The organism is Nocardia wallacei (assembly GCF_029868745.1).
Classification (GTDB): Bacteria; Actinomycetota; Actinomycetes; order Mycobacteriales; family Mycobacteriaceae; genus Nocardia; species Nocardia wallacei_B.
This window is the reverse complement of record NZ_JARWOP010000336.1, coordinates 1-21,804: the sequence shown is the minus strand read 5'-3', so window position 1 is coordinate 21,804 and position 21,804 is coordinate 1. Positions and strand designations below refer to the sequence as shown.

The following is a 21,804-nucleotide window of genomic DNA, read 5'->3' as shown; positions in this document are numbered from 1 at the left end:
AGCACCCACTACGCACTTGCCCTTACACCGCGGCGCTACCCGGCACGCAAGCGGTGAAACACGCGCCGCCCGACACTCGGCCTCACCTCGCAGCGTCTCGGCGGCAGCGTCCGGGCGGGGTGTCCACAGCCGGACTGCCGCAGTAGGGCAGCGAGATGTACGTGCAGATCGGCGTACGCGTGGTAGGCGGGCGCCGGCCCCGAAGCTCAGCGACCGTATTTGTGGCGGAGGAACTCGGCGGCCGCAGGGTACTGGTCCAAGGCCTTGCGGGCGGCGTCGGATTCGGCGTCGTAGAGGCGGTCGTAGTCGGCGGTGACGACGCCGCGGGTGGAGGCCGCGGCGGCGCGGGCGCGGATGGTGGTCATCGCCTCGATCGCGTCGCGGTGGTCGCCGAGGACGGTCTGGAGTTTCTTGGCGCGGGCGGACAACTCCTCGGCGGGACCGTTCAGGACCGGGACGGCGGCGTCCGCGGAATACCGTAAACGCTTGGCGGCCTTGCGGATCTCGTGCAGATGCTCGACGCGGTCGGCGGGCTCGACCGTCTCCTCGGCGCGCACCATACGGCGCACCCGGCGGAAGTCCTCGCGCAACACGGCGGAGAACGATCGGGTGGCGTCGGCGCGGGCCCGTTTACCGCGCAGCGGCGGATCGCGGCGCAACGCCTTCAGCCGTTTGCGCAGCCGCCGGTAGCGGTCACCGTCGAGGGCGCGCAGCACCTCACGATGGGCTTCGGCGTACCGGTGACGTTCCACGGTCACCAGGCGGCGGCAGACGCGCCGCTGCTCGCCGGACTGCTCCTCGGCCAGCGCCGCGAAACGTTCCGCGCGCACCTCGGCATCGCGGGCCACCCCGAGCAGCCCTGCGAGCCAGCGCAATTCCTCGCGGATCTCATCGATCCGCTTGCGGTGGAACGCTTCCCGATACGATCGCAGCACGCTGCGCAGCCGCCGGGTCGCGACGCGCATCTGGTGCACCGAGTCGTGGGCGTCGGCGCGGACCTCGGGTTCGGCGGACAGCAACCGGTCCACGTCCTCGTCGAGAGCGGCGCGGAGCGCGGGGCCGGTTGCGGTGGTCATCAGGTACTCCGGAACTTGTCGGTGGCTTCCACCAGATGGTGGGTGATGCCCGGCTCGCTGGCGGCGTGCCCGGCGTCGGCGACGATGTGCAATGTCGAATTCGGCCACGCGCGATGCAGATCCCAGGCGCTCACGGCCGGGCACACGATGTCGTGGCGGCCCTGCACGATCACCCCGGGGATGTGGGCGATGCGGTCGATATCGCGCAGCAGCTGACCGTCGTCGAGGAAACCGCCGTGCACGAAGTAGTGATTCTCGATGCGGGCGAACGCCAGCGCGAACCGGTGCTCCGCGGTCTCGGCCACTCGATCCGGTTGCGGCAGTAGCGAACTCGTCGCCCCTTCCCAGCTGGACCAGGCGACGGCGGCCGGGACGAAGACTTCGGGATCGGGGGAGTGCAGCAGTCGGTGATAAGCACTCACGAGATCTCCCCGGCGTTCGGATTCCGGCACCGCGGCCAGGAACTTTTCCCACTCGTCAGGATAGACGTAACCGGCGGCGCCGTTGTAGTACCAGTCGATCTCCTTGCGCCGCAACAGGAAAATGCCGCGCAGCACCAGCTCGGTGACGCGATCGGGATGGGTCTGCGCGTAGGCCAGCGCCAGCGTCGAACCCCACGAACCGCCGAAGACCTGCCAGCGTTCGATGCCCAGATGCGTGCGCAGCTTCTCGATGTCGGCGACCAGATGCCAGGTGGTGTTGGTCTCCAGGCTCGCGCCGTCGGCGACGTGCGGCACGGATCGGCCGCAGCCGCGCTGGTCGAACAGCACGATCCGGTAGGCGCGCGGGTCGAAGAACTGACGGTGGAAGGGCGCGGTGCCGCCGCCGGGGCCGCCGTGCAGGAACACCACGGGTTTGCCGTCGGGGTTGCCGCTCTCCTCCCAGTACAACTGCTGTCCGTCGCCGACATCGAGCAGGCCCTCGCGGTGCGCCCGCAGCGACGGGTACAGCGTGCGCATCAGAACGCGATCCCCGCCGCGAGGTCGGGCAGTTCCAATGCCTGTAGCGCCTGGCTGCGAACGTCGGAGCAGGTGGCGGAGGTGATGCGGTCGACCACCGACTTGTCGCCGAGGATCTGCATATTGATGCCGCCGTTCAGAGCGGCCCACTCGTGCACGGTGATGTTCAGCGCCACCCGGCCCAGCGTGGGACCCTGCACGCGCCAATCCGAGAGCTGTGGCTGGATCCGGTTGCACAGCTGCTTGGCGACCTGCTCGGGGACCTCGACCGGACCCGGTGCCTTACTCGGCGTGGCCGAGCCGCTGGCGCGCGCCGCCGTGGAGGTGACGGACCCGCTCGACCCGGCGGGCTCGGGCGATCCGGTGGTACCCCCGCCTCCGCATCCGGCAATCAGTGCGACGGCGGCCATCCCGGCCACCCCCAGCGCTCCGCGAGTCATCCAACGGCTCTGCGACATCAGTTCCCTCTGCTCGTTCCGTGCTCGGTCGGACTTCGAGTCTGCCACCGATCACCGACCGACGTCGTCCCCGCCGCGGAGAGCAAGCCCGCCCCGCCCTCGTCCACCGGCGCAGCGGCGGCACGCCCCCGGTGAACCGGAAACGTGCCGCCGACAACCTCAGAAGCTGTGTTCAGGAGCCGGGAACACCCCGCGCCGGACCTCGTCGGCGTAGGCGGCCGCGGCGTTGCGGAGCTGATCGCCGAGCTGGGCGAAGTGCTTGACGAACTTGGCGGTCTTGCCGCTGGTGTAGGCGGCCATGTCCTGCCACACCAGCACCTGCGCGTCGCAGTCCACGCCGGCGCCGATGCCGACGGTGGGGATGGTCAGCTTGCGGGTGACCTGACCGGCCAGTTCGGCCGGCACCATCTCCATGACCACCGCGAACGCGCCCGCCTCCTGCACCGCGATGGCGTCGGCGACGAGCTGCTCGGCGCCGTCGCCGCGGCCCTGCACGCGGAACCCGCCGAGGGTATTGACGCTCTGCGGGGTGAATCCGATGTGCGCCATCACCGGGATACCGGCGGCGGTGAGCCGCGCGATGTGCTCGGAAACCCGTTCGCCGCCTTCGAGTTTCACCGCGTGCGCGCCGCCCTCCTTCATGAACCGGGTGGCCGAGGCCAGCGCGAGTTCGGGGGAGGCCTCGTAGCTGCCGAACGGCAGGTCCGCGACCACCAGCGCGTGCGGTGCGCCCCGCACCACGCCGCGCACCAGCGGAACCAGCTCGTCGATCGTGATCGGCACGGTGGTGTCGTAGCCGTACACCACGTTGGCGGCCGAATCGCCGACCAGCAGCACCGGAATCCCGGCCTCTTCGAACAGTTTTGCCGTGGAGTAGTCGTAGGCGGTGAGCATGGACCACTTCTCGCCCGCGGCCTTCAATTGCTGCAGGTGCTGTACTCGCGTCTTCCGGCGGGAAGTTGTCGGTGCGGCGCCATAGGCAGCGGTTTCGGCGGACTTTTCGGATGCGGACATCATCGTCCCTTTCGTCGTCTCCTCGAGGCCCGTACGGGTCCCCGGGTTGTCGTGACTCGTCCATTGCGGACCCGTCCAGTGTGCCACCGGCCGGACACCCCGTTTAAGGCGTGCCGACCATGCAATTCATCACACAGGTTCGTCTGGTTGGATCGTTCGCATGCCCTTGTCGCGAACCGGCCGTCTCGTAGCCGCGGTGGCCCTGCTGTGTGTGGCCCCCTTGGTGGTCACCGCCTGCTCCACATCGTCGAACAACGAGACGACCACGCCCCCGGCGGTGACGCCGTCTCCGGCGAATCTGGAGAAGTTCTACACCCAGGCGCCGGAGTGGAGCAGCTGCGACAACTTCGGCGACGCGACCGACCGCTTCCCCAAGACGGCCGAGTGCACCCGGGTCACCGTGCCGGTCGACTACGCCCGGCCCGACGGCGCGACCGCGCAGGTCGCGATCTCCCGGATCAAGGCGACGGGCCAGCGCATCGGCTCGCTGCTGTTCAATCCGGGCGGTCCGGGCCAGCCGGGACTGTGGATGTCGCAGCAGGGGCAGGACACTCCGCTCGCGGAACGCTTCGACCGCATCGGGTTCGACGTGCGCGGCGTCGGCGCGTCCACCCCGTTGATCTCCTGCATGACGGCCGAGGAATGGGACGACGAACGCGCCGAACCGCCGAAGGACAACAGCCCCACCGGCATCACCGCGGCCGAGGACGAGAACAAGCAGTTCGCCTCCCGCTGCACCGAGCGCACCGGCAACGACTTCCTCGCGCATGTCGGTACGCGGGAGGTGGTGCAAGACATGGACGTGATCCGCGCGGTGCTCGGCGACGAGAAGCTCAACTACGTCGGCTATTCCTACGGCACTCGCTTGGGCTCGTCCTACGCCGAGAAGTTCCCGGACCGGGTGCGCGCGCTGGTGCTCGACGGCGCGTTGGACCCGGATGCCGATCCGGTGCAGGAATCGGTGCAGCAGGCGGCCGGCTTCCAGCAGGCGTTCAACGAATACGCCACCGATTGCGCGCGGCAGCCGGACTGCCCGCTGGGCGCGGACCCGGCCCAGTCCGTGGCGCGGTTCCAAGCCTTGGTCGGTCCGCTGTGGGACCGTCCGGCGACCACCGACGACGGCCGCCCGCTCACCTACGGCGACGCGATCACCGGCGTGCAGAACACCCTCTACGCCGAGGACAACTGGAATGTGCTGAGCGCCGGGCTCTCTCAGCTCGCCACCGGCAAGGGCGACATCCTGCTGCGCCTGGCCGACCTCTACGACGGCCGTCGCCAGGACGGCACCTACGACAACTCCCAGGACGCCTTCATGGCCATCCACTGCGTCGACGACCCGGCCGTGAAGGACCGCGCGGTGGCCGACAAGCAGGACGCCGAGTACCGCAAGGTCGCCCCCTTCCTCGACGATGGCCACGCGAGCGGGCAGGCGCCGCTCGAGCTGTGCGCGTTCTGGCCGGTGCCGAGTTCGTCCACCCCGCACAACATCACCGTGTCGGGGTTGCCGAAGACGGTCGTCGTCTCCACGACCCAGGACCCCGCGACCCCCTACGAGGCGGGCGTGAACCTGGCCAAGGAGCTGAACGCGGCGCTGATCACGAACAAGGGCACCCGCCACACGGCGTTCCTGTCGGGCGGCGTGCCGTGCGTGGACGACGCGGTGATCAGCTATCTCACCGATCTGACCGAGCCGCCGGCCGGTCTCACATGCGGTTAATTTGCCTGACAATGGCTATGTAACACGGATTTAACGCCGGGTGCTTACGCTCGCGCGTATGGATCGCCAGAAGGAATTCGTGCTGCGGACGCTCGAGGAGCGGGACATCCGCTTCGTACGACTCTGGTTCACCGACGTGCTGGGGTACCTGAAGTCGGTCGCGATCGCGCCCGCTGAGCTGGAGGGCGCCTTCGAGGAGGGCATCGGGTTCGACGGTTCGGCCATCGAGGGCTTCGCCCGCGTGTCGGAGGCCGACATGGTCGCCCGGCCCGACCCGTCGACGTTCCAGGTGTTGCCGTGGGCGTCCAGCAAGGGACATCAGCACTCGGCGCGCATGTTCTGCGACATCGCGATGCCGGACGGCTCGCCGTCGTGGGCCGACCCCCGGCACGTGCTGCGGCGGCAGCTGAACAAGGCCGGCGATCTCGGCTTCAGCTGCTACGTGCATCCGGAGATCGAGTTCTTCCTGGTGAAGGCCGAGATGGACACCAAGGGCGACCCGGTGCCGGTGGACAAGGGCGGCTTCTTCGACCAGGCCGTGCACAACGAGGCCCCGAACTTCCGCCGCCACGCCATCGACGCGCTGGAGTCGATGGGCATCTCGGTGGAGTTCAGCCACCACGAGGGCGCGCCCGGCCAGCAGGAGATCGACCTGCGCTACGCCGACGCGCTGTCGATGGCCGACAACGTGATGACCTTCCGCTACCTCATCAAAGAGGTGGCCATCGACGAGGGCGTCCGCGCGACCTTCATGCCCAAGCCGTTCGCCGCGCACCCGGGTTCGGCGATGCACACTCACATGAGCCTGTTCGAGGGCGAGCAGAACGCCTTTGCCGACCCGGACGATCCGAACAACCTGTCGGAGACCGCGCGGGCGTTCATCGCGGGCATCCTCGAGCACGCCAACGAGATCAGCGCGGTCACCAACCAGTGGGTCAATTCCTACAAGCGCCTGATCCACGGCGGCGAGGCGCCGACGGCGGCCTCCTGGGGCCGGTCCAATCGCTCGGCGCTGGTGCGTGTGCCGATGTACACGCCGAACAAGCAGTCCTCGCGGCGCGTCGAGATCCGCAGCCCCGATTCGGCGTGCAACCCGTACCTGTCGTTCGCGGTGCTGCTGGCCGCCGGGCTGCGCGGGGTCGAGAAGGGCTACACGCTGCCGCCGGAGGCCGAGGACGACGTGTGGTCGCTGACCACGGCCGAGCGTCGCGCCATGGGCTTCAAGGAACTGCCGGGCAGCCTGGACGAGGCGCTCAAGGCGATGGAGCGTTCGGAGCTGGTCGCGGAGACCCTCGGCGAGCACGTGTTCGACTTCTTCCTGCGCAACAAGCGCCGGGAGTGGGCGGGCTACCGCGCGCAGATTACGCAGTGGGAACTCCAGGAATACCTCGATCTGTGAGGTAGGTGTCCGGTCGCGGCACGAACTGAGAACACTTTCTCCGTTCCCGGGGATGTGTCCTCGGCGGCCGCCGCCGACCCTGTAATTTGTGGGGCATGGTACGGCCACCGACTGCCCGTTCCGCGGTGCCCGGCGCCGGTCGGCTCGGGCTGCTCGAACCGACGGCCGCCGATTCGCTGCGAGAATTGGCGTGGGACAACGTAGAAAGCATTCCGCTGCTGTGGGCGCTGTCGCGCGCCCCCGACGCCGACCTGGCGTTACTGACGCTGGTGCGTTTGCGCGAACAGCTCGGCCCCCGCTGGGACGAATTGGACGAGGCGCTACGGAGCGAGATCTCCCTGCGAGGCCGACTGTTCGCGCTGATCGGGTCCTCCAGCGCATTCGCCGACCACCTGGTGGCCGAGCCGGATACCTGGAAACTATTGCGCCGCGGGGAATTGCCCGCGCCCGCGGAACTGGTCGCGGATCTGCTCGATGCCGTCGAGGCCGTACCCGAACCACACACCACCTCTACGTTGTATCGCGCATCCATCGCGGGCCCCGAGGCAATCGCGTTGTTGCGCAAGCGATATCGCGACCAGTTGATGTTGCTGGCCGCCCACGACCTGGCCGCCACCGTGGAGGACGAGCCGGTCCTGCCGTACCAGCAGGTCGGCCGCCATCTCACCGATCTGGCGGACGCGGCGTTGACCGCGGCGCTGTCGGTCGCGGTGGCGCGGGTGTGCCCGGACGGTCCGGTCCCGGTGCGGCTCGCGGTGATCGCGATGGGCAAATGCGGTGCGCGCGAACTGAATTACGTCTCCGACGTGGACGTGGTGTTCGTCGCCGAGCCCGCCGACAACACCGCCACCCGGCTCGCCGCCGAGCTGATGACGGTCGCCGGAAACGCCTTCTTCGAGGTGGACGCCGCGCTGCGGCCGGAGGGCAAGGCGGGCGCGCTGGTACGCACCCTCGAGTCCCACCTCGCCTACTACAAGCGGTGGGCGCGCACCTGGGAGTTCCAGGCGTTGTTGAAGAATCGGCCCGCCACCGGTGATCTGGAACTGGGCGAGCAGTACCGGGCCGCGGTCATGCCGATGGTCTGGAACGCCTCGGAGCGGCCGGATTTCGTCGCGGACGTGCAGACCATGCGCCGCCGCGTCGAGGACCTGGTCCCGGCGGACCTGCGCGAGCGGGAGCTGAAGCTGGGCCACGGCAGCCTGCGCGACGTCGAATTCGCCGTGCAGCTCCTGCAATTGGTACACGGCAAGGCAGACGAGTCGCTGCATGTACAGGGCACGGTCGAGGCGCTGACCGCGCTGGCCGCCGGCGGTTACGTGGGCCGCGACGACGCCGCCAACCTCACCGCCTCCTACGAGTTCCTGCGCCTGCTCGAGCACCGGCTGCAACTGCAGCGGCTCAAGCGCACCCACACCCTGCCCGCCACCGACGACGAGGAGGGTATGCGCTGGCTGGCGCGCGCGGCGCACATGCGTCCCGACGGCCGTCAGGACGCGGTGGGCGTGCTGCGCAGCGAGATCAAACGCAACGGGCTGCGGGTGCGGCGCCTGCACGCCAAGCTGTTCTACCGGCCGCTGCTGGAATCGGTGGCCCGCCTGGACGCCGCCGCGCTGCGGCTGAGCCCGCAGGCCGCGGTGCGGCAGCTCGCCGCGCTCGGATACGCCGCGCCGGAGAACGCCCTCGGTCACCTGAAGGCGCTCACCGGTGAGATCGGCCGCAAGGGTCGTATCCAGGCGCTGCTGCTGCCGACGCTGCTGGAGTGGCTGGGCGAGACGCCCAATCCCGATCAGGGCCTGCTGGCCTACCGCCGGATCTCGGAGGGCCTGGAGTCGCAGACCTGGTTCCTGCGCGAACTGCGCGACGAGGGCGCCGTCGCCGAGCGGCTGATGATCGTGCTCGGCTCGTCGGCCTACCTGCCGGACCTGCTGATCAACGCCCCCGAGACGATCCGCATGTTCGCCGACGGACCGACCGGCCCACTGTTGTTGTCGCCCAAGCTCTACGACGTGCGCACCGGCATCCTCGCCGGCGCCGCCCGCTACGACGATCCGAAGCGCGCGATCGCCACCGCCCGCTCGCTGCGCCGCCACGAACTGGCCCGCGTCGCGTCGGCCGATGTGCTCGGCATGCTCGAGGTGCCGCGGGTGTGCAGCGCGCTGTCCTCGGTGTGGGTGGCGGTGCTCGAGGCCGCGCTGCTGGCGCTGATCCGGGCGAGCGAGGCCGAGTCGGGTGCGCCCGCGCCCGCCGACATCGCGGTCATCGGCATGGGCCGGCTCGGCGGCAAGGAACTGGGGTACGGCTCCGACGCCGACGTGCTGTTCGTCTGCGACCCGCGGCCCGGCGCGGACGAGACGGTCGCGGTGAAGTGGGCGATCGGCGTCGCCGAACAGGTGCAGCGGCTGCTGGGCGCGCCGAGCACCGATCCGCCGCTACAGGTCGACGCGGGCCTGCGCCCGGAGGGCCGCAACGGGCCGCTGGTGCGCACGCTGGGCGCCTATCAGGCCTACTACCAGCAATGGGCCCAGCCGTGGGAGGTGCAGGCGCTGCTGCGCGCCCATCAGATCGCCGGAGATCAGGAGCTGGGCGTGCGGTTCCTGCACATGATCGACAAGGTGCGCTATCCCGAGGGCGGGGTGTCCGCGGAGGCGGTGCGCGAGATCCGCCGGATCAAGGCCCGGGTCGACTCCGAGCGGCTGCCGCGCGGCGCCAATCCCGCGACCCACACCAAGCTGGGTCGCGGCGGACTCGCCGACATCGAATGGACCGTGCAGCTGATGCAGTTGCGCCACGCCCACGAGGTGCCGCAACTGCACAACACGTCCACGCTGGAGTCCCTGGACGCCATCGAGCGCGCCGACCTGCTCGGCGCCGACGACGTGGAACTACTGCGCGACGCCTGGCTGACCGCGACCCGCGCCCGCAACGCCCTCGTCCTGGTTCGCGGGAAACCGGCCGATCAGCTGCCCGGCCCGGGCCGCCTACTATCGGCTGTCGCCAAGGTCGCTGGGTGGCCCAACGACGACGGCAGTGAATTCCTCGACCACTACATGCGGGTGACGAGGCGGGCCAAGACCGTCGTGGAGCGCGTGTTCGGGAGCTGAGGGGCGGGTCGGCGGGTCCGGATGTGGGCCAGCCGACCTGCGGAAATTACGATCCCGGGTCGCACGCCGGGCACGGGTGGATCACGGTGTGGCACAACGCATAAACCCATTGCGGGAACACCGGCGGGGGAGTATCCGTTGAATTACGTGCGCGTTGCGCCGTGGGATTCATCCTATGATTCAGGTGGATACCGATCCGGGGGAGTGCCTCGCCGATGGGAACCGTGTTGTCGCGGTGTCGTCGCTTCAGGTACTACCGACCGGAACGTTTGTTCTGCATTCTTGTGGTGCGGGACGCGATCATCGGGAGGACGGACATGACGAGGATGTTCGTGGGCGTATGGCCGGGGGCTGTGCCGTGCCCGAACTGAACTCTGCCGTCGCCGGCTACCGGCGGACCTACCGGGACGCGGCGCTGTCGCCCACTCGCGCGGTCCGGGTGCCGTTGATCGTGGTGCTGGTGCTCGTCGGCGTGGTGCTGGTGTACGCGGCCGACCGGGCGTCCCGCGAGGGTGTGGATCACGGCTGGTTCGTGGCCGTGTCGCTGTCGGGCCTGTTCGTGGCGCGCGGGCTGCACCTGCGGCGGCCGATCACGCTGCCGCATTTCACGGTGGCGGTCCTGGTGCTCGGTGTCTCCAACGTCACCTACCACAACGGTCACTCCGGCGTCGGCTTCGTCTGCCTGGCGTCCACCGGGTTCATCCTGATGCTGCCGCAGAACTCGCGCCCGCAGCCCGAGCAGCAGTACCGGGTGGCGGCACTGGTCGACCGGACCGTCGGCGACCCGCTCGCGCCCTTCGCCCTGCATTCGGCGAAGTCGTATTTCTTCAACGCCAATTCGACCGCGGCCGTGGGCTATCGGGCCCGATTCGGCATCGCGGTGGTGGCCGGTGACCCGGTCGGCAATCGCGCCGAGTTCCCCGCCCTGATCGGCGAGTTCTCCGAGTTCGCGATGAACCACGGCTGGCGCATCGCGGTACTCGGCGCCAGTCCGGAGCTGACCGAGCTGTGGCGCGGACGGGCCGTGGACCATCACGGATTGCGGGCCATTCCGATCGGCCGCGACGTGGTGATCGACGTCGAGCACTTCGACATGGTGGGCCGCAAGTTCCGCAACCTGCGCCAGGCTGTCAGCCGCACCCGCAACTTCGGGGTGACCACCAAGATCGTCAAGGAGATCGAGATCGGCGCGTCGCTGCGCTCGACTCTGTTCGACATCGTGGACGAGTGGGGCAAAGGCCATCAGACGCGCGGTTTCTCGATGATCCTCGACCATCTGCTCGACGGGCGGCATCCCGGCATGCTGTTGGTCATCGCCCGCGACGCGGACGACCGGGTGGTCGGCTTCCAGCGCTACGGCGAGTCCAACGGCGGCACCGAGCTGAGCCTGGACGTGCCGTGGCGTCGCAAGGACGCCCCCAACGGCCTGGACGAGCGCATGATCGTGGACTTGGTCGACTACGGCCGCGACAAGGGCGTCCAGCGCATCTCGCTGGCGTTCGCGGCCTTCCCCGAGCTGTTCGCCGAAAAGGAACGCACCCGTTCCCGCCAGGCCGTCTACGTCGCCGCCCGCACCCTGGACCCGCTGATCCGCCTGGAATCGCTGTATCGCTTCCTGCGCAAGTTCAACTCCTTCGGCGACGACCGCTTCGTCCTCATCCGCTGGCGCGAAATCGTCTTCACCGCAGCGGCTTTGCTGACCCTGGAGTTCGTTCCGCACCGCAGGCAGGACTGAACCGGCGGCGAGAACTCAGCTTCCGAACAGCAGCAACCGCCGTCGGCGAGCCGCGCGTTCGGCGGCTTCGTCCGCGACGGCCGCGGCTTCCGTTTCCGAAGCCCCGCCCCGAATCGCCTTCTCGTACGCCGCGGTCCGAGCCTTCTCGAGCTTGGCCGTGCGCCCTCGCCGGATGGCATCGAACATCCCCACCGCTGCCTCCTCTATCTCCCGCCCCGTGTCTCGGAGCGCCTGTTCCTAGAATGCCAACCGGCACCTACAATGCGTGTCCGGATTCTCGCAACCGGGCGGACAATAACCCGGGACAGCCCGCGCTGCAGAATTCGGGAGACCGTCCGGGTTTCCCGGAGGTGGCGAATCTCCAGGCTGCCGAACCGAATTAGTCTCGAAGTGTGCTGTACGGTCGAGATAAAGAGCAGAATGCGCTTGTCGCCCTGGTGGATCGTGCACACACCACCGGATGTGGTGCGGTGGTCAGCCTGCACGGAGAGCCCGGGATCGGCAAAACCGCGCTCTTGGACCACCTTGCCGCCGCGGTTTCGGAGACGTCGGTGCTGCGAGCCACGAGTGCCGAAGCCGAGGCCGACTTCGGTTACGCGACGTTGCACCAATTGCTCCTGCCGGTGCTGGACCGGGTCGACCGGTTGCCTGCCCCGCAATCTTCGGCACTCGGAGTTGTGTTCGGCTTGGCCGCGGGCCCCGCGCCCGAATCCTTTCTGGTAGGTCTCGCGACGCTGTCGTTGCTGTCGGAACTGGCCTCCGGTCGGCCGGTGGTGTGCTTGGTCGATGACGTCCAGTGGATCGACCGCGCCTCGGCGCGGGTTTTGGAGTTCGTAGGCAGGCGGCTGGACTCTGAGCCGATCGTGCTGGTGCTGAGTTCCAGGACGAGCGAGCAACCGTCCGTCGTGGTGTCGGGTGCTGTGGACATGCCGTTGGAGGCGTTGGAGCGTGGAGCCGCGATGCGCCTACTGTCCGAGCGGACACGGTCGCGGCTGTCGCGGGCGCAGCGGGAACTCGTTCTGGAGGCGACGGCAGGCAATCCACTGGCAATCATCGAGTTGCCTGTCGGTGCAATTCCGCACGGCCCATCGCTGTCGGCGCCCGTGCTGCTGGCGGACACGTTGCGCGAGGCCTTCCTTGCGCGGGTGCTGCGGCACACTCCATCGGTGGGGCGGCTGCTGCTCCTGGTTGCGGCCGCAGGCCACATCCGTCGCGATCTCCTGGCGTCGGCGGCAGCCGAATTCGATGCGGCTCCGACGGCAGAACTCGGCACGCTGGACGAGCTCATCGAGACGGACACGGGGGCGATCGCTTTTCGCCACCCCCTGATCCGCGCGGCCGTCTACCACGGCGCCGCCGCATCGGATCGGCGCGCTGCGCATCGTGCACTTGCTGCGGTGCTGACTTCGGCCGCGGACCTCGTACGTTGCGCGTGGCATCTGGGACAGGCGGTCGACGGTCCGGACGACGAAGTGGCCGATCGGATCGAGCGGGCGGGCCGCGGCATCCAGGTCAGCACGGCAACCGCGGCGGCGCTGCTCGCCCGGGCAGGCGACCTGAGTACCGGCGGTCCCCGTCGTTACCAGCGGTATCTCGAATCGGCTGTGGCGTGGTTCCACAGCGGTGACGCCGATCGAGCGGCACTTATGCTCGAATTGATCGACAGAGAAGGGCCGCCCGAGGAGTCGTTGCGTCGCGACGTCCTGTGGCTGCGCTCGTTGATGGAGTTGCACACGGGGACGCCGAGCGACGCGATGGCCATGCTCGGCCCGCTGATGCCGGCGATCGTGGAAGCCGATCCACAGCAGGCGATTCTGTCGTTGATAGTCTGGGAAGAAGCCAGCTTTCACGCGAACCTGCCCACCGAATGGTCGGGACTCGCGGAGATCGTCGAGCGATTGTCGCTCTCCGACAACAGCTCTCACGATGCGCTCCTCAGACTGTTCCGCGGAGCATGCCGCGCCCGGACGGGGCGACCGCACAAATTGTCCTCCGCCGACCTGGATGCCGTGGAGGCGTTCACCGATCCCGCCATGCTGCTCGGGGCCAGTGGAATGCTGAGAAGCCTGGGCGAGCGAGACCGGGGCCGACGACTGAACCGGACGGCCGTGCGGCACGCCCGGGACACCGGAGCGGTCATATTTCTGATCTGGGCGCTGGAGCGCTCGGTGATCGACGACCTCGCCAGTGGGCGCCTCCGCTCCGCGGGGGTCTCCGCGGAGGAGGGGCATCGCCTCGCCGACGAGATCGGGCTGAGCAACGCGAGTTGCTGGTACCGCAGCACTCTGGCTCTGCTCGCGGCGCTGGAAGGACGAGATCAAAACGCACGTGACCTTGCCGATGAGGCCTTGGCCGAAGCGATTCCCCGCCGCCTGGCGGTCGTCGTCACCACCGCCAGGCGCGCCCTGGGGCTGATCGACCTGGTCGCCGGCCGACCTGATTCGGCACTGACATATCTCCAATCACCGAGCGATTTCGTTCATCCAGGGGTCATTCTGATGTCCGCACCGGATCTGGTGGAGGCTGCCGTTCAAGCCGGCAAACGCGACCTCGCGACCAAGGCTTTCGCGTCGCTTCGGCAGGCCGCGTCGACCGGCGCACCGGAACCGAGCGCACTGGTGGCGCGGTGCGAGGCATTGCTCGCCGAGCCCGAGGATGCTGAAGGTGCCTTCGATCGTGCCCTCGAACTGCACGGATACGGTGACCAGCCGATAGAGTCCGCTCGGACTCGGCTGCTGTACGGGGAGTACCTGCGTCGGCGCCGCCGCCGGACCGAGGCCCGCCGCCCATTGCGGGAGGCATTCGAGACCTTTCAATCGCTGGGTGCCTCGGCGTGGGCAGATAGGGCTCGCGCCGAGTTGCGTGCGGCCGGGGAGATTGTGGAGGACCCGGCACGCTCGAGTGAGGTCGAGATGCTCACGCCCCAGGAGGTGCGCATCGCGCAGGCCGTTGCGCAGGGCTACACCAACCGCGAAATCGCCGCTCAGATGTTCCTCGGTGCCCGAACGATCGACTACCACCTGCGAAAGATCTTCAACAAGCTGGACATCGGATCGCGCGCCGACCTTATCCGGGTCATCCTCACCGGGCGACAACGGTGAGCGTCGACCGTTGTATCGGTGGTCTTCTCGGGTTCCCGACGATGCCATCTGGACGGTGTCGGGCGCAGGTGTCAGATTTTCGGTGGTTCGTCGGCGCTGGGGTCCTGGGCGGTGGTTATGGTGGGTGGGGCGGTGGCCACGCTGACGGCGGTGTTGTCGGGGTCGGGAATGCCCGAAGGGTGGCGGAATCCCTGGAACGCGCCGTAGCTGCTGCCGTTCTGAGGATTGTGTGGGTCGAGGGGGAGGAATCGGCCGTTGTCGACGTAGCTGACGGTGCCGTTGTCGACGACGATGAGGGCGCTGTGGTTGGACCACTGGACGATGTCGCCGGTTCGGAGCTTGTCGAGATCGTTGACGATGGTCCAGCGGTGGTCGCCGGTCGATTCGCCGGGAGTGCCGGCGTAGGCGGCATCGGCGTCGGTCGCGCCGTCGTGGAGCTGGCGGTTGAGAGCCTCGGCGACGGTTGTGGGGACTTGCTGGGTGACGCCGTCGCGAATGGGGAAGTCGACCATGGTGCCAGGAGAGTTGACGGGCGGCGGGCTACCGTTGCCGGTGGGTGGGCTGACAGCGGCGGGTTGCGCGCCGGCGACATCGGGGTCGGTCGCACCGGGTTGCTGAGCGTAACCGGCCTGCTGGGCGGTGACGGTCTGCTGTGATTGCGCGCCCGCCTCGTAGGCGGCCTGCTCGCGTTCGTTGATTTCCGCTTCGCTGGGCTTGTCTTCGTCCTTGTTGCCGCCGAGCAGATTGCCCGCGCCGCCGAGACCGCCGGAGAGCATGGTCGTCAGCATGGGCAGGATGGAGGTGAGTCCGCCGAGCGCGTCTCCACCGCCGCTGCTTCCGCCGGTATTGGTGGCGGGCGCTTGGTAGCCGGCGGGCGTCGCGGTGACGCCACTACCGGTGGTGCCGATGGGTGAACCGTCGGCGGTGACGAGGCCGCTCTCGTCACCGGTGAGGGCGCCGCCGTCCTCACCCGTCAGGTCGAGATCGCTGAACAGGTTGCTGAAGTCCTCGTCGCTGGTGGCGTCGCTGGATGTTGATGTTGGAGACGGTGACGGAGACGGAGGCGGAGGCGGAGACGGGGTGGGAGACGGAGATGGCGGCGGGGTGGGAGATGGAGATGGCGGCGGGGAGGGAGATGGAGATGGTGACGGGGAAGGAGATGGTGACGGCGCCGGGGACGGCGCGGGCGCCGGTGGGCCGATGTCGAAGGGCAGTTCGGCAACGGTGTCGACGTAGGAGACGACATCGTCGCGGCAACCTGCGACCGCTTCCCGGATCAGGTTGTACAGCGCCCTTTCCTCGATCACGTGCTGGATTCCGGGCTCCCGCAGCGCTTCTTGCAACCCGGCCGCTGTTTGCTTTTCGTCGGCGAGATCCTTGGTGATCTGGGCACGGTCCGCTTCGGATTTCCTGAACTGCGCTTCGGTCCAGGCGATCTCCTCGGGGTCCAGAAACTTCATACTCTTCCACATGTTCTCACGCACCGTCTGGATCCGGTCCCACATGTTCTTGTAGTAGCGGCTGTTCAAATTCCCCAGCGTCTGCTCGGTCAGCCGATACTGCGAATCCTTCTTGTTCCACTCGTCCGCGAGAGCTTCCAGATAGGTGATCGCCGACAAATACCCGTCCGCGGCCTCACCCGACGCGATCGTGTCCATGAACGACTGCGTCAGATTCTTGTCCATCGTATTCTTGTCGTTCTCCGACGGCGAGATCAACAACGACGGCTTCTCTTTGCTCTCTGTCCCCATCTGATACATCAGGTACCGCAGCTCGTCGTTCGCCACGGAAATAGCCGTTCTCAAATCGTTCGACACTGTGGACCTCGGCGGCACTGGAATTTCCAGTTCGAAAGAATTGATCCTATCGCCCACCCCGGGTGCATCCTGGTCACCGAGGTATTTAGTCCATGGCAGGGGTAGGTTCCGGTCGTCCGACGCAAATCGGTCGAACACCGGCAGGTCATCCTGCCATTTGATATGGAAAGCCGTACCGTCGGCGAGGTAGTCGATACCAATTTCTTTGTACTCGTCGAAGGGCCAGCCGTCGACGCGTATAGGATCATCGGCGCTGTCCGGGTTCACCTGGTATAGGGTGACGTCTCCGCCGGGGTGATCCTGCGTGGAGTAATATCCCGACTCCGGCGGGCGGTCCGACTGGTGTAGTTTGTGGTCCTTGGACGAGTACCAGTAGTAAGTGGTCATAGTGCCTCTGAAGAAAGGGTGTACCGGCCGCCACCTGATTTGCGACGAACATGTCTGCCGCCCAGTTGCGTGGCGTGGTGTCCAGCGTGCGCGCACCGAATCCACAACTCTCTCGGCTCGCAACCAACGCGGTCCTCGGAAGAGTCGAAGATTCGACAAAGCGGCGTCGTCCTATACACCGTTAGGATTCTAAGTCGCACAAGATGTCGTTCGGATCAGTGAAGTCGCCAGTTCTCGGCGTTGCTCACCCGGTACCCCGCAGAATTACTGCTGGAGGAGTATGTCCCGAAAGGTCGTGCCCCCAATTTAGGGGTATCGCTGGTGTCGACGCTGGAACAGCTCATTCTCCATCACCTGTCTATTGTCAGCGGTCGGTATCCCGCTGGTCGTGCTCGTATGGCCGGTGTGGTGGCCTGTATAGACGCCGCGTATCTGCTGTCGACGGAAGGCGGCGCGTGGACCGGTCCGTGACAGGGAGGTGTCAGGTCGGCATCAGGGGCGTGTCAGGCGGGGCGGCGACAGTGTGTACATCGAACAAAACGGCCGGGCCACAAGGGGTCCGGGCGACACGACCGATGAAGGAGTACACGCCATGACCATCACTCTGACCGACCAGGACAAGTCCACCCTGCGTGTTGCCGCCTACGGCGCTGTATCGCTGATGGCCGCCGCGGGCACCTCGGCGCACCGGGCGGCGACCGACGGTACCGTCGCGCTGGCGTCGGCGACCGGGTTGTCCGGGCACGTGCTCGCGGCGAAGTCCAAGGACATCAAGCTGACGGGGAAGACCGTCGCGGAACTCGCGGACCAGGTGCTCCCAGCCCTGACCGCGGCCGTGACCCTGCTCGAGCAGCAGGATCCGGCGGAGGCCGACAATTTCCGCAATACGGTCACCGTCGCTGTGGAGACCGCCGCCCGCACTCGGCAGGGGCAGCCCGGCCCGGCTGTGGTCGAGATGGCTCGCAAGATCACCGCGGCCCTGGCCTCCTGATGTGCCGCCGGGAAGCGGTGGTCCGAATTCCCTTCCGGTCACCGCTTTCTCGGCGCGGGCAGGTGCCGACCGCGCGGCGATGAGCTATCGGCCGTAGGAGTTCAGCCACGGCCGAGCACCCGGCCGCGTCGGCTTCGTGAGCGACCCCCAGACAACATGCGCGGGTGCGGGCAACCTCCCGGCCCTGCCCCCGATCGTGATCACCCAGCCAGCCTAACCAGCACGGATCCATGACCGGGTGTTCAGCCCGTCCCACTCGCGCTCCCGGTTGAACACTCGCTCCGGCTTGACCAGAGGTTTCATACTCAGAACTCTTATAAGTACGGCTATAAGGCTGGGAATCGCGGGTTGGGGCGATGCCTGTGCGGGTGGTTTTCGCTGGTGGTGATGCTTCGTCGGGCTGGGCGTGGGAAAGTAGGATTCGCCGCCGAGGAGTGAGGTCGAGATGGGCCTGCCCTGAATCGGCGCGACGAGCAGGAGAGATCGGTGAGCCAGCCCTCGCAGTCCGATGCGGACACGTTGCGTGCGCTGCTGTCGACGCTCGAACAGCTCATCGTCCAGGCTTCTCTGACTGTCGACGGATTGAAAAAGGCCATCGCCGCCGCCGAAAGTCGCATGGGTGACGCTCGCGGCGATGTGCAGACTGCGGCAGTGATTTCCGGCCCGGCGGCTCGGGATGCGCCGCCGCCGGGTGCGGTGGACGTGGGGAAGGCCGGGGATACAGCGGTCCGAGGCGTCATGCCGGGCATGGTGGTACCAGGCGCGGTGTCGGCAGCGGCAGGCGCGCTGCGCGATGTAGTGGCCCGTGTGGAGGTCCCGGGCGCAGCGGCCGGGGATGCGGCAGTCCGAGGTGCGGCACCGGATGCAGTGATCCAAGATGCGGCGGCGGGCGCAGCACCTCGAGGTGCGGTGCAGGGTGCAGCGGTCCGAAATGTGGTGCCGGGCGCAGCAACCCGAGGTGAAGTGCCGGATGCGACTACTCGAGGTTCGGTGCGGGAAAGGGCGGTGCGGCGGGGGATGCTCGGTACGGCGGCGGGACCGCCGACGCAAGGGACGAAGGTCGGTTCGGCGGGGCGTGGGGCGCAGGGCTCGTCTGTGCGGGACGTGCGGCCTGATTCATCAGAGGCTGTGCAGAATCAGGAGTCCGTCGCTGCGTCGCCAGCGGGTGCGCGGGCTGGGAAATCCGGTCCGACACCGTGGTCGAAACGTTCCGCAGGTTCGGGGGCAGCCACGTCGGCGACGGTGGCTCAGTCGCCGATGGCTTCCGCGTCCGCTGCCTCGACCGACACCAATTCGGCCGTAGGAGAGCCCGATTCGCGTCGGCCGGTGCGCAAGCCCGATCCGCGGCACACCCACGCCTACGGCACCGCCAAGCCCCTGCCGCCCGGCCGCGTGCAAACCGGGCGTCTGGCAGCCCAACCTCCGCCCAAGAGACCGCCGCGAGCCCGGCCGCCATCGTCGGAGCTTCGTCCGGCCGAGCCCGCGTTGGCCGACCCGGCACCGGTGGATGTTCCACGCCCCCAGCCTGCTGCGAAGGAACCGCCGTCGGAAAATCGTGGTGCGCCCGTCCCCGCTACTCCGTCGCCGACGAACGTTCTGCCGCCCAGACCCGCGTCGACGGAGGCTGGACCCGTGAAAATTGGGCCGGTGTTGGCTGACCCGTCCTCGGCGGAACTTCTACGCCCGCGGACTGCGGTGAAGGAGTCGCGGTCGGAGGAAGAGATCGTTGGTGCGGCCGTGCCGGGCGGGCCGCGGTCGGCGGACGTTGTGCGTGGTGGTCCGGTACTGGTCGATCCGTCGTTAGCCGAGCTTTTGCGGCCTCGGTCTGCGGTGGAGGACTCGCAGTCGGCCGTAGGTGTACGCGGTGGTCCGCTGCTGGCCGACCCGTCGTCGGCGGAGCTTTTGCGTCCCCGCCGGGCCGCGAAGGAACCGTCGTTCGAGGCAGGCGTTCCTCGTGAGCCCGTGTTGGCTGACTCATCGCACGTGGAGGTTCCGCACTTTCGGCCTGCGGTGAAGGAACCGCGGTCGGAGGCGGGTGTGGGCGGTGGACCGGTGCTGGCTGATCCCTCGTCGGCGGAGGGTGTGCGGGGTGGGCCCGTGTTGGCCGACCCGTCGTCGGAGGAACTTTTGCGGCCTCGGCGTGCCCTGGGGGAATCGGGATCGGTGGAGCGCGTTCGTGCTGAGCCGGAGTTGGTTGATCCTTCGTCGATGGGACTTCTTCGGCCCAGGCCGGCACGGGAGGAGGAGACCCGTAACGAGGTGTCGCTGACGGAGTTTCGGACGCACGCCGGCGGTGAGCCGGTGTTGGCTGACCCATCCTCGGTGGAACTCCTTCCGCCTCGGTCCACGGTGGGGGAGTCGCGGGAAGGTGTCGGTGATCGGGCTGTCGTGGGGGCATCTCCCTCAGCGGAGGGCGGTGATGGGCCGATTCCAGCCGAACCGTCTTCGGCGGAGTTGCCTCGCCCCCGGCCTGTCGTAACGGAATCGCCGTCGGTGGTAGGCCTTCTCGGCGGCCCGGTATTGATCGACCCATCATCGGTCAACCTTTTGCAGCCTCGGCCTGCATCGACGGAAACGCGCGCGGCGGAAGGCATCCGCGACGAGGCTGTGCAGGAGGAGTCTCGGTCTGAGGGCGCCGGTGGCGGCCCGGTGGTGGTCGACCCGTCCTCGGCGGAGCTTTCGCGTCCCCGGCCGGTGGACGGGGAGTGGGGGATCGGTGGTGGGCCGGTGGCCGACCCGTTATCGGCGGATTCGTTGCGGTCTCGGCCGCCCTCGGGGGAAGCGGTGGGGGCCAAGCATATTCGTGGTGGGCCCGTGTTGGCGGACCCATCGTCGGCTGACCTGTTGCGGCCGCGGACCCGGCTGAACGACGGGCGGTCGGCGGAAGCTGCGGTCGGTGAGCCGCTGGTGAACGGGCTGTGGTCGCAACCTCCGCCGGGCCAACCGCCGCAGATCCCGCCACCGGACCCGCTTCCGGACCCTCAGCAGCCATCGCCTGTCCGCCGCCTCGAGATCATCGGATGCGATCGGGACGGTCTGGATCCGCGCACCGCTCGCGTGATTGCCTCGGCTCTCGACGACCTGCATGCGAAGTACCCGATCCCGGTGCGCGGCATCGAGATCAGCGAACCCGGGGGCGGCGTGGTGCAGCGGACGGGACCCGGGCCGTGCACGGAGGACGCCCGCGGCTTCTGGCTCGTGTTGGACCGCACCATGATCCAGCCGGACCACTCCGAACAACCGCGGGGGCGGTGGTCCAGACGCAAGTTCGAGCGGGCCGTGTATGCGGCTGTCGTGCGCGAATACGGCCATGCCCTCGACCGGGCCGGCGGCTTCGGTGCGCACGAACTGGCGTGGCAGACCGCACTCACCGATTCGCTGCACGGGGGCGCCTACAATCCGCTGGACCCCGCGCGGGCACTCGTCGACGGCTTCGCAGAGGTGGTGCTGCAGGGCAAACGCGCCGGTAAGACGGCCAGGATCCTGCACGACGCATTGGCCGGGTCGGTGCCGAAATATCCTGCCGCAGAGTCGAATTCGCAGCTGGTCAGGTGAAGCGTCCGATCGCGACCAGGACGGCGACGACGAAGAACGCGACATTGGACAGCGACCGGCCGTATTCGGTACGGCGAAGGTGAGTGGCGAACCCGCCGACCATCACCAGCGCAAGCCCCACCGCCGCGATCGGCGTGAGCACCGTGGCGCACCGGTCGCCCAGGGCAGCACGACTCCGGCGCCGCCCAGCACCTCGACCACACCGATCCCGCTCACCGCACGCTGCGACAGATCGTCGGCCCACGGCATCGGGCCGCGCAGCTTGTCCTTGGGTACGGCGACCTTGGCGAGTCCGCCGACAATGAAGGACGCGGCGAGGACGATCTGCCCCACCCACAGCCAGCTGTTCATCAGTTCTCCATAAGGTTGTAGGTGTCCAGGGCAAGGTGCTCTGGATGCCCAGGGCGGCGGGGTGTGGCTGATCGGTTCTTGCCGTTGGGTGGTTTGCGAGGAGTGGCCGCCCCGTCGTTCTGGACGCCTCGGCCGCTGATTGA

16 protein-coding genes are annotated in these 21,804 nt (G+C 68.1%); 8 read left to right on the top strand and 8 right to left on the bottom strand.

The features are described 5' to 3' along the window. Positions 1-206: 206 nt before the first annotated feature. From QH470_RS31225 to panB, 4 genes are all read right to left on the bottom strand, one after another. Positions 207-1,076, bottom strand: a complete 870-nt coding sequence (locus QH470_RS31225) for a CHAD domain-containing protein (protein WP_280275965.1) — start codon at positions 1,074-1,076, stop codon at positions 207-209. Continuing rightward, the gene (gene pip / locus QH470_RS31220) at positions 1,076-2,035 is read right to left on the bottom strand and encodes a prolyl aminopeptidase (RefSeq protein WP_280275964.1); all 960 of its coding nucleotides are present in this window, start codon (positions 2,033-2,035) and stop codon (positions 1,076-1,078) included. The genes QH470_RS31225 and pip overlap by 1 nt, the downstream gene beginning before the upstream one ends. Further along, the gene (locus QH470_RS31215) at positions 2,035-2,475 is read right to left on the bottom strand and encodes a hypothetical protein (RefSeq protein ID WP_280275963.1); all 441 of its coding nucleotides are present in this window, start codon (positions 2,473-2,475) and stop codon (positions 2,035-2,037) included. Before QH470_RS31215 ends, pip begins: the two co-directional genes overlap by 1 nt. Positions 2,476-2,652: 177 nt before the next feature. Continuing rightward, positions 2,653-3,507 carry a 3-methyl-2-oxobutanoate hydroxymethyltransferase gene (panB, locus tag QH470_RS31210; protein WP_280275962.1) on the bottom strand — a complete coding sequence of 285 codons (855 nt, stop codon included), beginning with the start codon at positions 3,505-3,507 and terminating at the stop codon, positions 2,653-2,655. A gap of 166 nt (positions 3,508-3,673) precedes the next feature. Between panB and QH470_RS31205 the strand changes: the two genes are divergently transcribed. From QH470_RS31205 to QH470_RS31190, 4 genes are all read left to right on the top strand, one after another. Then, complete coding sequence (locus tag QH470_RS31205) at positions 3,674-5,224, top strand: alpha/beta hydrolase (protein ID WP_425302817.1); 1,551 nt, start codon at positions 3,674-3,676, stop codon at positions 5,222-5,224. Between the two features lie 58 nt (positions 5,225-5,282). Continuing rightward, positions 5,283-6,623, top strand: coding sequence for a type I glutamate--ammonia ligase (gene glnA, locus QH470_RS31200; protein WP_280275960.1), 1,341 nt, complete (start codon positions 5,283-5,285; stop codon positions 6,621-6,623). A gap of 95 nt (positions 6,624-6,718) precedes the next feature. Next, the gene (locus QH470_RS31195) at positions 6,719-9,724 is read left to right on the top strand and encodes a bifunctional [glutamine synthetase] adenylyltransferase/[glutamine synthetase]-adenylyl-L-tyrosine phosphorylase (RefSeq protein WP_280275959.1); all 3,006 of its coding nucleotides are present in this window, start codon (positions 6,719-6,721) and stop codon (positions 9,722-9,724) included. Positions 9,725-10,082: 358 nt separating this feature from the next. Next, a complete protein-coding gene (locus QH470_RS31190; RefSeq protein ID WP_280275958.1) occupies positions 10,083-11,459 on the top strand; it encodes a bifunctional lysylphosphatidylglycerol flippase/synthetase MprF in 1,377 nt (458 codons plus the stop codon). Positions 11,460-11,474: 15 nt separating this feature from the next. Here the strand turns inward: QH470_RS31190 and QH470_RS31185 are convergent, their stop codons facing one another. Then, positions 11,475-11,651 carry a hypothetical protein gene (locus QH470_RS31185; RefSeq protein ID WP_280275957.1) on the bottom strand — a complete coding sequence of 59 codons (177 nt, stop codon included), beginning with the start codon at positions 11,649-11,651 and terminating at the stop codon, positions 11,475-11,477. 200 nt (positions 11,652-11,851) lie between these two features. Here QH470_RS31185 and QH470_RS31180 point away from each other — a divergent pair, with 200 nt between their 5' ends. Further along, on the top strand, positions 11,852-14,560 hold the full coding sequence (locus QH470_RS31180) for an AAA family ATPase (RefSeq protein WP_280275956.1): 2,709 nt from the start codon (positions 11,852-11,854) through the stop codon (positions 14,558-14,560). Positions 14,561-14,631: 71 nt separating this feature from the next. On the opposite strand, the gene QH470_RS31175 is transcribed toward QH470_RS31180, so the two are convergent. Beyond that, the gene (locus QH470_RS31175) at positions 14,632-16,764 is read right to left on the bottom strand and encodes a hypothetical protein (protein WP_280275955.1); all 2,133 of its coding nucleotides are present in this window, start codon (positions 16,762-16,764) and stop codon (positions 14,632-14,634) included. Positions 16,765-17,085: 321 nt separating this feature from the next. On the opposite strand from QH470_RS31175, the gene QH470_RS31170 reads away from it, so the two are divergent. The 3 genes from QH470_RS31170 to QH470_RS31160 all read left to right on the top strand — a co-directional run bounded on the left by QH470_RS31170 (position 17,086) and on the right by QH470_RS31160 (position 21,310). Then, positions 17,086-17,235, top strand: a complete 150-nt coding sequence (locus QH470_RS31170) for a hypothetical protein (RefSeq protein WP_280275954.1) — start codon at positions 17,086-17,088, stop codon at positions 17,233-17,235. 121 nt (positions 17,236-17,356) lie between these two features. Continuing rightward, positions 17,357-17,755, top strand: a complete 399-nt coding sequence (locus QH470_RS31165) for a hypothetical protein (protein ID WP_280275953.1) — start codon at positions 17,357-17,359, stop codon at positions 17,753-17,755. A 2,814-nt stretch (positions 17,756-20,569) separates the two neighbouring features. Continuing rightward, positions 20,570-21,310 carry a hypothetical protein gene (locus QH470_RS31160; RefSeq protein ID WP_280275952.1) on the top strand — a complete coding sequence of 247 codons (741 nt, stop codon included), beginning with the start codon at positions 20,570-20,572 and terminating at the stop codon, positions 21,308-21,310. Here the strand turns inward: QH470_RS31160 and QH470_RS31155 are convergent. Next, complete coding sequence (locus tag QH470_RS31155) at positions 21,303-21,431, bottom strand: hypothetical protein (protein ID WP_280275951.1); 129 nt, start codon at positions 21,429-21,431, stop codon at positions 21,303-21,305. The genes QH470_RS31160 and QH470_RS31155 overlap by 8 nt on opposite strands. Then, positions 21,413-21,661, bottom strand: coding sequence for a DoxX family protein (locus QH470_RS31150; protein WP_280275950.1), 249 nt, complete (start codon positions 21,659-21,661; stop codon positions 21,413-21,415). The genes QH470_RS31155 and QH470_RS31150 overlap by 19 nt, the downstream gene beginning before the upstream one ends. Between the last annotated feature and the right edge of the window lie 143 nt (positions 21,662-21,804).

Bases quoted from the DNA above. Each gene is read 5' to 3' on its own strand.
- QH470_RS31175 (WP_280275955.1), bottom strand. From the start codon at position 16,764: ATGACCACTTACTACTGGTACTCGTCCAAGGACCACAAACTACACCAG.
- QH470_RS31225 (WP_280275965.1), bottom strand. From the start codon at position 1,076: ATGACCACCGCAACCGGCCCCGCGCTCCGCGCCGCTCTCGACGAGGAC.
- panB (WP_280275962.1), bottom strand. From the start codon at position 3,507: ATGTCCGCATCCGAAAAGTCCGCCGAAACCGCTGCCTATGGCGCCGCA.
- QH470_RS31165 (WP_280275953.1), top strand. From the start codon at position 17,357: ATGACCATCACTCTGACCGACCAGGACAAGTCCACCCTGCGTGTTGCC.
- pip (WP_280275964.1), bottom strand. From the start codon at position 2,035: ATGCGCACGCTGTACCCGTCGCTGCGGGCGCACCGCGAGGGCCTGCTC.
- glnA (WP_280275960.1), top strand. From the start codon at position 5,283: ATGGATCGCCAGAAGGAATTCGTGCTGCGGACGCTCGAGGAGCGGGAC.
- QH470_RS31195 (WP_280275959.1), top strand. From the start codon at position 6,719: ATGGTACGGCCACCGACTGCCCGTTCCGCGGTGCCCGGCGCCGGTCGG.
- QH470_RS31215 (WP_280275963.1), bottom strand. From the start codon at position 2,475: ATGACTCGCGGAGCGCTGGGGGTGGCCGGGATGGCCGCCGTCGCACTG.
- QH470_RS31150 (WP_280275950.1), bottom strand. From the start codon at position 21,661: ATGAACAGCTGGCTGTGGGTGGGGCAGATCGTCCTCGCCGCGTCCTTC.